At 68.3% G+C, this 11,914-nt stretch carries 10 protein-coding genes and 1 riboswitch; of the genes, 4 read left to right on the top strand and 6 right to left on the bottom strand.

What is annotated here, in order from left to right:
• Positions 1–4: 4 nt before the first annotated feature.
• Positions 5–216, top strand: a riboswitch (cobalamin riboswitch).
• 85 nt (positions 217–301) lie between these two features.
• Both OCH7691_RS20630 and OCH7691_RS20625 read left to right on the top strand, forming a co-directional pair.
• On the top strand, positions 302–2,260 hold the full coding sequence (locus OCH7691_RS20630) for a TonB-dependent receptor plug domain-containing protein (RefSeq protein ID WP_176245189.1): 1,959 nt from the start codon (positions 302–304) through the stop codon (positions 2,258–2,260).
• On the top strand, positions 2,261–3,352 hold the full coding sequence (locus OCH7691_RS20625; RefSeq protein ID WP_085885508.1) for an energy transducer TonB: 1,092 nt from the start codon (positions 2,261–2,263) through the stop codon (positions 3,350–3,352).
• Between the two features lie 10 nt (positions 3,353–3,362).
• Here the strand turns inward: OCH7691_RS20625 and OCH7691_RS20620 are convergent, their stop codons facing one another.
• Positions 3,363–4,523 (bottom strand): acyl-CoA dehydrogenase family protein, encoded by a 1,161-nt coding sequence (locus OCH7691_RS20620; RefSeq protein WP_085885586.1) that lies wholly within the window; start codon positions 4,521–4,523, stop codon positions 3,363–3,365.
• Positions 4,524–4,580: 57 nt separating this feature from the next.
• Positions 4,581–5,759, bottom strand: a complete 1,179-nt coding sequence (locus tag OCH7691_RS20615) for a CaiB/BaiF CoA transferase family protein (protein ID WP_085885507.1) — start codon at positions 5,757–5,759, stop codon at positions 4,581–4,583.
• A 380-nt stretch (positions 5,760–6,139) separates the two neighbouring features.
• Between OCH7691_RS20615 and OCH7691_RS20610 the strand changes: the two genes are divergently transcribed.
• Positions 6,140–6,952 (top strand): enoyl-CoA hydratase, encoded by an 813-nt coding sequence (locus OCH7691_RS20610; protein WP_085885506.1) that lies wholly within the window; start codon positions 6,140–6,142, stop codon positions 6,950–6,952.
• 3 nt (positions 6,953–6,955) lie between these two features.
• Positions 6,956–8,482 carry a malonate--CoA ligase gene (locus OCH7691_RS20605; protein WP_085885505.1) on the top strand — a complete coding sequence of 509 codons (1,527 nt, stop codon included), beginning with the start codon at positions 6,956–6,958 and terminating at the stop codon, positions 8,480–8,482.
• A gap of 25 nt (positions 8,483–8,507) precedes the next feature.
• On the opposite strand, the gene OCH7691_RS20600 is transcribed toward OCH7691_RS20605, so the two are convergent.
• The 4 genes from OCH7691_RS20600 to OCH7691_RS20585 are packed head-to-tail and all read right to left on the bottom strand — an operon-like array spanning position 8,508 to position 11,848.
• A complete protein-coding gene (locus OCH7691_RS20600) occupies positions 8,508–9,503 on the bottom strand; it encodes a branched-chain amino acid ABC transporter permease (RefSeq protein ID WP_085885504.1) in 996 nt (331 codons plus the stop codon).
• A complete protein-coding gene (locus OCH7691_RS20595) occupies positions 9,503–10,390 on the bottom strand; it encodes a branched-chain amino acid ABC transporter permease (protein WP_085885585.1) in 888 nt (295 codons plus the stop codon). Before OCH7691_RS20595 ends, OCH7691_RS20600 begins: the two co-directional genes overlap by 1 nt.
• A 5-nt stretch (positions 10,391–10,395) precedes the next feature.
• A complete protein-coding gene (locus OCH7691_RS20590) occupies positions 10,396–11,097 on the bottom strand; it encodes an ABC transporter ATP-binding protein (RefSeq protein WP_085885503.1) in 702 nt (233 codons plus the stop codon).
• On the bottom strand, positions 11,090–11,848 hold the full coding sequence (locus tag OCH7691_RS20585; protein ID WP_085885502.1) for an ABC transporter ATP-binding protein: 759 nt from the start codon (positions 11,846–11,848) through the stop codon (positions 11,090–11,092). The genes OCH7691_RS20590 and OCH7691_RS20585 overlap by 8 nt, the downstream gene beginning before the upstream one ends.
• Positions 11,849–11,914 lie beyond the last annotated feature (66 nt).

Below are 11,914 nucleotides of genomic sequence, written 5' to 3'. Positions count from 1 at the left end.
AGTGCAGCATGCGCTTAGTGACGGTTCCCCTTCGGGGGAAGCAATAGGGAACAGGGAACGCACGGAACGGTCATCCGGATCCGGACGAAGCCCTGGCTGCCCCCGCAACTGTAAGCGGAGAGCACACGCCTGATAAATGGCCACTGGGAAACTGGGAAGGCCGGGCATGTGTTTTGACCCGTGAGCCAGGAGACCTGCCGCCGCCAGTATCGCCCGACCGTTGCCCGGGGTGAGGCAGCGGAACGAACACCGTTTGCGGCGATGCGCAATGTTGTGCAATCGCGAAAGGGTGTGGGCTCAGATGTCTATCCGCAATATTCGAATCCTTGAATCGACCTCGGCCTCGATCGTGCCGGGCCGGGTTTTTCTCGTCCTCGCCACGCTCGGCGGAATGGCCGTGCCGGCCACTGCCGAGACGTCGGTCGAGCAGGGTCCCGAGGTCGTCGTCTCGGCCAGCCGCGTGCCCCTGCCCGCGTCGGAAAGCGGCAGCGCGGTCACCGTCATCACCGCCGACGAGATCGCCCGCAAGCAGGTCAGGCTGGTCTCCGACGTGCTCCGCGACGTGCCGGGCATTGCCGTCAGTCGCTCCGGCGGCGCCGGCAACTTCACCCAGATCCGCATCCGCGGCGCCGAATCGAACCACACGCTGGTCCGGATCAACGGCGTGGAACTCAACGATCCGAGCGGCGCGTCGGAGTTCGATTTCGGCAACTTCCTCGCCAGCGACATCGAACGGATCGAGGTTCTGCGCGGACCGCAGAGCGCGCTCTATGGCAGTGACGCCATCGGCGGCGTCATCAACATCATCACTCGCAAGGGCCGCGGCCAGACGACCGCCTATCTCGACCTCGAGGCGGGCGCGCGGCGGACCGGCCAGATTTCCGCCGGGATCCGGGGTGGTGGCGATCGCTACCATTACTCGCTCGGCGGTACCGGCCTGACGACGGACGGTGTCTCGGTCGCGCCCGAATCGGAAGGCAATTCCGAAACCGACGGCTATCGAAACCAGACCTACGACATGCGTCTCGGCGCGACGCCGCTTCCCAATCTCGACCTGGAACTCTTCGTCCGCCACGTGAACTCGACGGTGGAGACCGACGATCAGCCGGCGGTCGCCGGGATCATCCGCACTGTCGATGACGACAGCGAGACCCGGACGCGACAGTGGACCGGCAGGGCGCAGGCGAAATACACCCTGTTCGACGGCGCCTGGGAGCATATTCTCGGCGCCGACTACAACGAGGACAGCGCCGACAGCCTTGCCGCCGGTGCCGTGACCTTCGAATCCGAGGGCGAGAAGAAGAAGTTCGACTACCAGACCAACGTCTTCTTCGAGACCCCGTCCGTCGCCGGTGCCCGCCACACCGTGACCCTGCTGGCCGAGCGGGAGCACGAGTCCCAGGTCACGAAGAGCCCCTTCGGCGGTTCCGATCTCGATCTCACCAGCAACGGCTATGTCGGCGAATATCGCGTCGGCCTGTGGGAACGCGTCTTCCTGTCGGGCAGCATGCGTTACGACGACAACGAGATCTTCGACGACGCCACCACCTACCGGGTGACGGCGGCCTACCTGCACGAGGAGACCGCGACCCGGCTTCACGGCAGCTACGGCACCGGCGTCAAGAACCCGACGCTGTTCGAACTGTTCGGTTTCGGCCCGACCTTCGTGCCCAATCCCGGCCTCAGCCAGGAGAAGAGCAAGGGCTGGGACATCGGCGTCGAGCAGGAAATCCTCGACGGGCGCGCGACCATCGACGTGACCTATTTCGACAACCGCATCACCGACCTGATCCAGGGGGCCGGCAACACCGCGATCAATATCAGCGGAACCTCGCGGATCCGGGGCATCGAGGTGGCGGCCCGCGCGACGCTTCTCGAAGGGCTGACGCTTGGCGCGAGCTACACCTACACCGACGGCCAGGACGCCAACGGCGATCGCCTCATCCGCCTTGCCCGGCATATCGCCAGCGGCGATCTGAACTACGCCTTCGCCGACGGCCGCGCCAACGTCAACCTCGGCGTCCGCTACAACGGCGAGCAGCAGGATTTCCAGTTCTCCAACTTCTTCATCAACCGCGACCGGGTGACGCTCGACGACTATGTGCTCGTCAATGTCGCCGCCTCCTATCGCCTTCAGGAACATGTCGAGCTTTACGCCCGGGTCGAGAACCTGCTCGACGAGGACTACCAGGAGGTGCTGGGCTTCAGCAATCCGGGGATCGGCGGCTTTGTCGGTGTCCGGTTCACCGCCGGGTTCTGAATGTTGCTCGCGGCAGACATCGCGACCGTCTCCCGCGCCCAACTCCGCCCCCGTCGCGGCCGGAAGAGCGGTATCGGCACGGTTTCCGCCCGTTTCCGCCGCTTCAGCCGCGACGGCATGGCGGCATTCGCGATCTCGGCCGGCGTACACGGGGCCGCGCTGGCGGCGATCCTGCTGACGCAAGCCACACCGGAAACCCCGCCCCGGCCGGCCATTGCCGTCGAACTGGTCAGTGCGGCCGCCCTCGATCGCCGTTCCGTCGGGCCCAGCCCGGCCGGGCCGGCGATCGGGAAACCGGCACCGGAGGAAGCGGCCGCGGCCGTGGCGGCACCGCCTGCAGCGGCCGAGGCAACAGTTCCGGCGGCGACTGGGACTGTTACCCTCGCCGACGCCGAACCGGCATTGCCGCCGACAGCCGTCGCCTCGGCCATGCCACCTCCCGTCGAATCGCTCGATCCCGCGCCGACCCCGGCCCCCGTCCCGGCGTCGGCGATCGCGCCTGAACAGCCCGCCGCACCATCGCCGCTGCCGGCGCCGCTACCGGCGCCGGCTGAAACGGTCGCGGGGATGCCGCCTCCCGCGGTTCCACTGCCTGACGAGAAGCCGGTTGCTACCGCGCCGCGCCCGCCTGGGACGGCGGTCGCGACCACCGTACCGGACACCGAAACAGTGACGGCACGGACGGACGCTATCGGCAACGCTCAGCAATCCGCGTCGGCGGCGGTCGCCCTGGCGCCGACGGCAATTGCCGCGCCGGCCCGGGCCGGCGGGAAGGGCGAGCAGGCGGCGGGTGCCGATGGCGCGGGCGCGCCGCCCACCCTGCTCGGCGGGCGGGCCGGCAATGCGCGGCCGCGCTATCCCTTCATCGCCCGGCGGAACGGCCAGGAAGGGCGCGTCCTACTGCGTCTCCGGGTCTCCGCGTCAGGCGATGTCAGCGGCATCGAGATCGCCGCGACGAGCGGTTTCCCGCTGCTCGACAAGGCGGCCGTCGAGGCCGTCCGGACATGGCGTTATACGCCGGCGAGCCGGGCCGGCCGGCCGGTCGAGGCCCGCCTGGAGGTCCCCGTCGTCTTCCGGCTGACCGACCGCTAGAGCGGTCCGCTCAGTAACTCCGCGGCAGGCCCAGGACATGCTGGCCGACATAGGCGAGGATCATGTTCTTGGAGATCGGCGCGGTCTGGTAGAGCCGGGTTTCGCGCCATTTCCGCTCGATCCCGTACTCGCGGGCAAAGGCAAAGCCGCCGTGAACCTGCATGCAGGCCTCGGCCGCCTGCCAGGAGGCGTCGGCGGCCAGCATCTTCGCCATGTTGGCCTCGGCCCCCGCCTTCAGCCCGGCGTCGTACATCGCCGCCGCCTTGTTGACCATCAGTTCGGCCGCCATCAGGTCGGCATGCGCCCTGGCGACCGGAAACTGGACGCCCTGGTTGACGCCGATGGGGCGACCGAAGACGACCCGTTCGTTGGCATATTCGACCGACTTCCGGGTGAAATACTTGCCGTCACCGATGCATTCGTACGCGATCAGGATGCGTTCCGCGTTCATGCTGTCGACGATGTAGCGGAAGCCCTTGCCCTCCTCGCCGATCAGGCTGTCGGCCGGGATCTCGAGGTTGTCGATGAAGACCTCGCAGGTGTTGTGATTGATCATCGCGTCGATCTTGCGCAGCTCGAGGCCGTGGCCCAGGGCCTCGCGCATGTCGATCAGGAAGACCGACATGCCGTCCGAGCGCTTGCGGACCTCGGCGGCCGGCGTGGTCCGGGCGAGCAGCAGCATCAGGTCGGATTCGAAGGCCCGGCTGGTCCAGACCTTCTGGCCGTTGACGCGATAGCCGCCGCCGGGCAACGGTTCCGCCCGGGTCTTGAGCTGGGTGGTGTCGCTGCCGGTCGTCGGCTCGGTCACGCCGAACGCCTGCAGGCGCAATTCACCGCTCGCGATCTTCGGCAGGTAACGCGCCTTCTGCTCGGCCGAGCCGTGCCGCAGCACGGTGCCCATGGTGTACATCTGGGCATGGCAGGCGGCGGCGTTGCAGCCCTGCGCGTGGATCGTCTCAAGGACCGCGCCGGCAGCCGTGATCGGCAGTCCGGAGCCGCCATATTCCTCGGGAATCAGGGCGCCGAGGAATCCCGAGCGGGTGAGCGTCTGCACGAATTCCGTCGGGTAGGCGTCCTCGTGGTCGAGCTTGCGCCAGTATTCGTTCGGGAAGTCGGCGCAGAGCCGTTCGACGCCGTCGCGGATGTCGGGCCATTGCGGACCGAGCGGCATGGCCAAGTTGCTGGGATCGGTATCGGTCACGTCGGTCGTCCGCCTCCAGATGGTGTTCTAGATGATGGCCCGGGCACGCAGATCGGCGATCCGCGCCTCGTCGAGGCCGTGTTCCTTGAGAATCTCGTCGGTCTCCTGGCCGACGTCAGGCGCCGCCCGGCGCATTTCCGCCGGCGTCCGCGTCAGCGTGACCGGCTGGCCGACCAGCCTGGTATCACCCCGCACCGGGTGCGGCACGCTCTGGGCGATGCCGAGATGGCGGACCTGTGGATCGGCGAAGACCTCATCCATGCGGTAGATCGGACCGGCCGGCACGTCATGCTCGTTCAGGATCGTCATCCAGTCCGCCGACGTGCGGCCTGCGAAGATCGGCCTGAGCAGGCCCCAGATTTCCGCCCGATGCGCGAATCGTTCAGGCCCGGTCGCGTAGTCCGGATGGCTGCCCCAGTCGGGCTGATCGATCGCCCGGCAGAGCGCCCGCCACTGGCCGTCGCCACCGACGCCGAGGTTGAGGTGGCCGTCGCTGGTCGCGACCACGCCCATCGGCGTCGCGAAGGGATGGTCGTTGCCGGCCTGGCCCGGAACCTCGCCGTCGACCAGGTAGCGCGCCGCCTGGAAATCCATCATCGCGATCTGCGCCTGCAGCAGCGAGGTGTGCAGCCACTGGCCGCGGCCCGATTTCTCCCGTTCCGCCAGGGCGATCAGGATCCCGGTCGCGGCGTAGATCCCGGCCGAGGAATCGGCGACCGCCGCGCCTGCCCGCATCGGCCCCTCGCCCGGCCGCCCGGTGACCGCCATCAGCCCGCCCATGCCCTGCGCGATCTGGTCGAAGCCGGCCCGGTCGCTGTAGGGACCGTCCTGTCCGAAGCCCGAGATCGAGGCCAGGATGATGCGCGGATTGACCGCCGAAAGCGCCTCGTAGTCGAGCCCGAGCCGCGTCTTCACGTCGGGGCGGAAATTCTCGACCACGATGTCGGCGTTGCGGGCCATCTCGAGAAACAGCGCGCGCCCCTCCGGTGCCTTCAGGTTGAGCGTCAGCGAGCGCTTGTTGCGATGCAGATTCAGCATGTCGTAGCCGTGCCGGTGGCCGATCACGCCGGCATTCGGGTCGAGGCCCTCCGGGGCATCGATCTTGATCACGTCGGCGCCGAAATCGGCGAGCACCCGGCAGCAGGTCGGCCCGGCCCGGACCCGCGTCAGGTCGAGCACCCGGAGATGGTCGAGCGCCCCGCTCATGCGCAAGCCCCGGACGGGAGGGAGCGGGAAGCGGCACGCCGAGGGTCGGGCGGCAAGGTCGTCAGGTCGGGGAACACGTCGTGAAGCAAGTCCTGCATGGAGCCGTCGGAGGGGGAAAGATATCGCCCCACGCGCCGGGAGGATAGTCGCGGCGTGATCGCCGGCCGCCCGGTCGCCCCAGACGGCCGGATGGACAGCGGTTTCAAACTTTTGTATCCAGAATGCCCTGCCGGCCACGATGTGCCGCGGCCGGTAAAGCCGACAGGATCGCGCGTTTCCGGGCTCCCGCATGTCTTGCCGGAGCAACCGGAACGCCGTCCCCTGCCCTTGTCGTCGCCGGCCGGCCAGCGACGGTCCATGACGATCGAGAGAGTCCCAGCATGAGCAGCAATCGCCAAGACGCAACCGGTTCCGGACAGGTGCATGTGACCCGGGACGGGCCGTATGGCCGGATCACGTTCGACAACCCGGGCAAGATGAACGCGATGAGCCTGGCGATGTGGACGGAACTCGGGCAGGCCATGGACAGTTTCGCGAAGGACGACGGGGTGCGGGTCGTGATCCTGCGCGGCGCCGGCGATCGCGCCTTCGTCTCGGGCGCCGATATTTCCGAGTTCGAGGCGGTGCGCGCCTCGCCGGAGAAGGTCCGGCATTACAACGAGGTCTCCGAGGGTGCCGACCGGGCGCTCTACCGGCTGCCGAAGCCGACCATCGCGCGCATTCACGGCTATTGCGTCGGCGGCGGCATGGGGCTCGCGCTCGCCTGCGACATCCGCATCTGCACGCCGGAAAGCCGCTTCGGCATCACCGCGGCCAAGCTCGGGCTCGGCTACGGCTTCGCCGGGATCAAGAAGCTTTACGATATCGCCGGCCCGTCGGTCGCCGCCGAGGTGCTGTTCTCGGGCCGCCTGATGAGCGCCGAGGAGGCGCTCCGCATGGGACTGGTCAGCCGCGTCGTGCCGGCCGCGGAACTCGACGCCGCGGTCGACGAGCTGAGCGGCCGGATCGCCGGCAACGCGCCGATGACGATTGCCGCCGCCAAGGCCGCGATCCGCGCCTGCGCCCGACCGGCGGCGGAGCGTGACCATGCCGCGCTCGAGGCGATGGTCGCCGCCTGCTTTGCCAGCGAGGATTACGCCGAGGGCCGCCGGGCCTTCGCCGAGAAGCGTCCCGCGGTCTTCCGGGGACGCTGAGCGATGGCGAACGTGCTCTTCGACGCACTGCTCCGTCCCCATCTGGACAGCGAGGCGGTCTTCCTGCATCTGCCGGACGGCTCGCGGACCAGCTATCGCGCCTTCCTTGCTTCGGTCGGGCGCTACGCCAACGCGCTCCGTGCCGCCGGCCTGCAGGCCGGCGACCGTCTGGCGATGCAGGTCGAGAAGTCGCCCGAGGCGCTCTCGCTCTACGGCGCCTGCATGGCGAGCGGAATCGTCTTCCTGCCGCTCAACACCGCCTACACGACACACGAGATCGGCTATTTCGTGGGCGACGCGACGCCTGGGCTCGTGGTCTGCGATCCCGCCGCCGAGGCCGAACTTAGTGCCGTCGCGGCCGCGAACGGGGCCAACCTGCTCACCCTCGACGGCAATGGCGGCGGCAGCCTGCCTGGGCTCGCCGCCGAACAGCCGGAAGACTTCGAGGCGGTATCGCGGGGTCCCGACGACCTCGCGGTGCTGCTCTATACCTCGGGCACGACCGGGCGCTCGAAAGGGGCGATGCTGACCCACGACAACCTGCTGTCGAACGCCCGGGCGCTGACCGGGCTGTGGCGGATCACCGCCGCCGACACGCTGCTGCATGCGCTGCCGATCTTCCACGCGCACGGCCTGTTCGTGGCGATCAACACCAGCCTGCTGGCCGGCGCGGCGATGATCTTCCTGCCCAGGTTCGAGATCGGCGCCGTGCTCGACGCCCTGCCCGGCGCGACCACCATGATGGGTGTACCGACCTACTATACCCGCCTGCTCGACGAGCCGCGCTTCACCCGGGAGACGGCCGGCCACATGCGGCTCTTCGTCTCTGGCAGCGCACCGCTGCTCGCCGAAACGCACCAGCGCTTCGAACAGCGCACCGGGCACCGGATCCTCGAGCGCTACGGTATGACCGAGACCGGCATGAACAGCTCCAACCCCTATGACGCCGAGCGTCGTGCCGGGACGGTCGGGTTCCCGCTGCCCGGAATCGAGATCCGCATCGCCGACCAGGAGAACGGCGCGGAGCTCGCCGCCGGCGAGATCGGCCGGATCGAGGTCCGCGGCCCGAACGTCTTCAAGGGCTACTGGCAGATGCCGGATAAGACCGCCGAGGAGTTCCGCGAGGACGGCTTCTTCATCACCGGCGATCTCGGCCTGCGCGACGCCGACGGCTACATCCAGATCGTCGGGCGCGGCAAGGACCTGATCATCTCGGGCGGCTTCAACGTCTACCCGAAGGAGGTCGAACTGGTCCTCGACGAGCAGGAAGCAGTACGCGAGAGCGCGGTGATCGGCGTACCGCATCCGGATTTCGGCGAAGGCGTCGTCGGCGTTCTCGTACCCGAGTCCGGCGCCACGCCCGATGTCGCGCGGATCGCCGAGGCGCTCGGCCGACAGCTGGCCCGCTACAAGCAGCCGAAGCGGCTGATCGTGGTCGACGAACTGCCCCGGAACACCATGGGCAAGGTGCAGAAGAACATCCTGCGCGAGACCTATCGCGACCTGTTCGCCGGGACGGCCGGCGCCTGACGCCGGCCGCCTGCCCGGGCGCGTCTCATTCCCCCGGGGCCGCCTTTCCCTGGCGCTCCGGCAGCGTCGCGGACGCCGTGTCGTCCGCCGCTCCGGCCTTGCGGCGCTTCTCCCAGAAAGCCAGCGCCTCGCCGACGATCCCGCGCCGGAACAGGAGCACCACGGCAACGAAGATGATGCCCTGCAGGATCGTCACCATGGCGCCGAACTGGGCCAGGTAGTTCTGCATGGCGACGATGACCACGGCGCCGAGCGCCGGTCCCCAAACCGTGCCCATGCCGCCGATCAGCGCCATCAGCACGACCTCGCCCGACATCATCCATTCGACGTCGCTCAGGGATGCGAGCTGGAAGACCAGGATCTTGGTCGACCCGGCGACGCCGGCGAGCGCGGCCGACAGCACGAAAGCGAGCAGCTTGTAGCGGTCGACCCGGAAGCCGAGCGAGCGGGCCCGCTGCTCGTTCTCGCGGATCGCCCGCAGGACCTCGCCGAAGGGGCTGTGGATGGCCCGCCGGACGAGCAGCATGCCGGCGACCGCGACCACCGCGACGAAGAAATAGAGGCTGAGATTGTCCGAGATGTCGACGATCCCGAACAGCGGCCGCCGGGGCACCGCCTGGATGCCGTCCTCGCCATGGGTGAAGCTCGCCTGCAGGCTGACGAAATAAACCATCTGGGCGAGCGCCAGGGTGACCATCGCGAAATAGATGCCCTGCCGGCGGATCGCCAGCCAGCCGAAGACCAGGCCGAGCGCCGCGGCGACCGCGGTGCCGGCGACGATGCCGCCTTCCGGTCCCCATTCCCAGACCTTGACCACGTGGGCCGAGACATAGGCGGCGAATCCGAAGAATGCGGCATGGCCGAAGGACAGCAGGCCGACATAGCCGAGCAGCAGGTTGAAGGCCGAGGCGAAGAGCGCGAACAGGAGCGCCTTCATCAGGAACACCGGATAGACGACGAAGGGCGCGGCGGCCAGCAGAGCGACCACGAGCAGGAAAACGATGACGGAGCGCGTGGACATCACGAAGCCTTTCCGAACAGGCCGGCCGGCTTGACCAGGAGAACGATCGCCATGATGACGAAGACGACCATGGCCGAGCCTTCCGGGTAATAGACCTTGGTGAGCCCCTCGATGAGGCCGAGCATGAAACCGGTGGTGATGGCGCCGAGGATCGAGCCCATGCCGCCGATCACCACGACGGCGAAGACGACGATGATCAGGTTGGCGCCCATCGTCGGGTTGACCGCGTAGATCGGCGCCGCCAGGACACCGGCGAAGGCGGCCAGCGCGGCGCCGAAGCCGAAGGTGAGCGTGATCATCAGCGGTACGTTGATGCCGAAGGCGCGAACCAGCGTCGGGTTCTCGGTCGCCGCCCTGAGCCGCGCGCCGAGCGGTGTCTTCTCGACCAGCAGCCAGGTCCCGAGGCAGACCGCGAGCGAGGCGACGATCACCCAGGCGCGGTAGGTCGGCATGAACATGAAGCCGAGGTTGAAGCCGCCCTTCAGCCCGTCCGGGATGGCGTAGGGCATGCCGGTGCTGCCGTAGCCGTCGCGCAGCACGCCCTCGAGGATCAGCGCCAGCCCGAAGGTCAGCAGCAGGCCGTAGAGATGGTCGAGCCCGGCGATCGGCTTGAGCAGTACACGCTCCAGCAGAACCCCGAAAACGCCGACCGCGAGCGGTGCAAGGAGCAGTGCCCCCCAGTAGGGGATGCCGAGCAGGTTGAGCAGCCAGTAGGCGACGAAGGCGCCGAGCATGTAGAGCGCGCCATGGGCGAAGTTGATGATGTTCAGGAGGCCGAAGATCAGTGCCAGCCCGAGACTGAGCACCGCGTAGAACGACCCGTTGATCAGCCCGATCAGGATCTGGCCGAGCAGTACCGGCATGGGCACGCCGAAGATTTCCGTCATGGCGGTCACACTCCCAGATAGGTTTCGAGGCGGCCCCGGCCGGCGGCAAGGTCGGCGCGCTCGACACAGTCGACGACCTGGCCGTGCTCGACCACGTAGTGGCGGTCGGCCAGGCGGCTGGCGAACTTGAAGTTCTGCTCGACCAGCAGGATGGTGAAGCCGCGCTCCCGCAGGACCGAGATGATCTGGCCGATCTGCTGGACGATGACCGGGGCCAGGCCCTCGGTCGGTTCGTCGAGCAGCAGCAGGCGCGCGCCTGTCCGCAGGATGCGCCCGATGGCGAGCATCTGCTGTTCGCCGCCGGACAGCTTGGTGCCCTGCCCGCCGGCCTTCTCGCGGAGCCGGGGGAACAGGTCCAGCACCTCCTCGGTCGACATGCCACCCGCCAGCAGGACCGGCGGCAGGGCGAGGTTCTCCGCCACCGACAGGCTGGCGAAGATGCCGCGCTCCTCGGGGCACCAGGCGACGCCGAGGCGCGGGATGCGGTGCGGGGCGAGGCTCGACAGTTCGCTGTCGCCGAGTTGCACGCTGCCCTTGCGGGTGATGCCGGCGCCCATGATGGCGCGCAGGGTCGAGGTCTTGCCGGCGCCGTTGCGGCCGAGAAGCGTGACCACCTGCCCTTCCGGTACGGACAGCGTCACACCGTGCAGGACATGGCTTTCGCCGTACCAGGCATGGAGATCGCGGATCGTCAGCAGGTCAGGCATCGGTCACCTCCTCGCCCATGTAGGCCTCGATGACCCGCCGGTCCGAGGAGACCTCGGCATAGCTGCCCTCGGCCAGGATCTGGCCGCGCTGCAGCACGGTGATGCGGTCCGACAGGTCGGCGACGACCGAGAGATTGTGCTCGACCATCAGGATCGTCCGGTTGCGCCCGACCTCGCGGATCAGGTTGGCGACCATGGCGACATCCTCCGCCCCCATTCCGGCCATCGGCTCGTCGAGCAGCAGGACCGAGGGATCGAGCGCCAGTGTCGTCGCGATTTCCAGCACCCGCTTGCGGCCGTAGGAAAGGTCCGCCGCCCGCTCGCCGGCGACGGCGGCCATGCCGACCCGGTCGAGCAGCGCCATCGCCTGGTCGTCGAGACGCCTGAGAATGCGGTTCGAGCGCCAGAACTGGAAGGTCACGCCGAGCGTCGGCTGCAGCGCGACACGAACGTTCTCGAGCACGCTGAGGCCGGGAAAGACCGCGGAAATCTGGAACGACCGGACCATGCCGAGACGGGCCACGGCATCGGGTTCGAGCGCGGTGATGTCCTGTTCGCCCAGCCAGATCCGTCCCGAGGAGGGGCGGATGAACTTGGTGATCAGGTTGAAACAGGTCGTCTTGCCCGCGCCGTTGGGGCCTATGAGCGCATGAATCGTTCCCGCCTCGACGGACAGATCGACGCCGTCGACGGCGCGAAAGCCGGCGAAGCTGACACTCAGGTTCTCGGTGCGGATGGCGACTTCGGCCATCGGTTATCCTCCCGGGGCGATCTGGATTCAAGGAATGCCGGGCGGGCCTCGGCCCGCCGGGGCACG

It is taken from the genome of Oceanibacterium hippocampi (assembly GCF_900172325.1).
Lineage (GTDB): Bacteria > Pseudomonadota > Alphaproteobacteria > Sneathiellales > Sneathiellaceae > Oceanibacterium > Oceanibacterium hippocampi.
Note: the sequence above shows the minus strand (reverse complement) of the source record. Positions and strands in the feature narration are given on the sequence as shown.

Bases quoted from the DNA above. Each gene is read 5' to 3' on its own strand.
- OCH7691_RS20595 (WP_085885585.1), bottom strand. From the start codon at position 10,390: ATGACGGAAATCTTCGGCGTGCCCATGCCGGTACTGCTCGGCCAGATC.
- OCH7691_RS20590 (WP_085885503.1), bottom strand. From the start codon at position 11,097: ATGCCTGACCTGCTGACGATCCGCGATCTCCATGCCTGGTACGGCGAA.
- OCH7691_RS20610 (WP_085885506.1), top strand. From the start codon at position 6,140: ATGAGCAGCAATCGCCAAGACGCAACCGGTTCCGGACAGGTGCATGTG.
- OCH7691_RS20605 (WP_085885505.1), top strand. From the start codon at position 6,956: ATGGCGAACGTGCTCTTCGACGCACTGCTCCGTCCCCATCTGGACAGC.
- OCH7691_RS20620 (WP_085885586.1), bottom strand. From the start codon at position 4,523: ATGCCGCTCGGTCCGCAATGGCCCGACATCCGCGACGGCGTCGAACGG.
- OCH7691_RS20625 (WP_085885508.1), top strand. From the start codon at position 2,261: ATGTTGCTCGCGGCAGACATCGCGACCGTCTCCCGCGCCCAACTCCGC.
- OCH7691_RS20615 (WP_085885507.1), bottom strand. From the start codon at position 5,759: ATGAGCGGGGCGCTCGACCATCTCCGGGTGCTCGACCTGACGCGGGTC.
- OCH7691_RS20630 (WP_176245189.1), top strand. From the start codon at position 302: ATGTCTATCCGCAATATTCGAATCCTTGAATCGACCTCGGCCTCGATC.
- OCH7691_RS20585 (WP_085885502.1), bottom strand. From the start codon at position 11,848: ATGGCCGAAGTCGCCATCCGCACCGAGAACCTGAGTGTCAGCTTCGCC.
- OCH7691_RS20600 (WP_085885504.1), bottom strand. From the start codon at position 9,503: ATGTCCACGCGCTCCGTCATCGTTTTCCTGCTCGTGGTCGCTCTGCTG.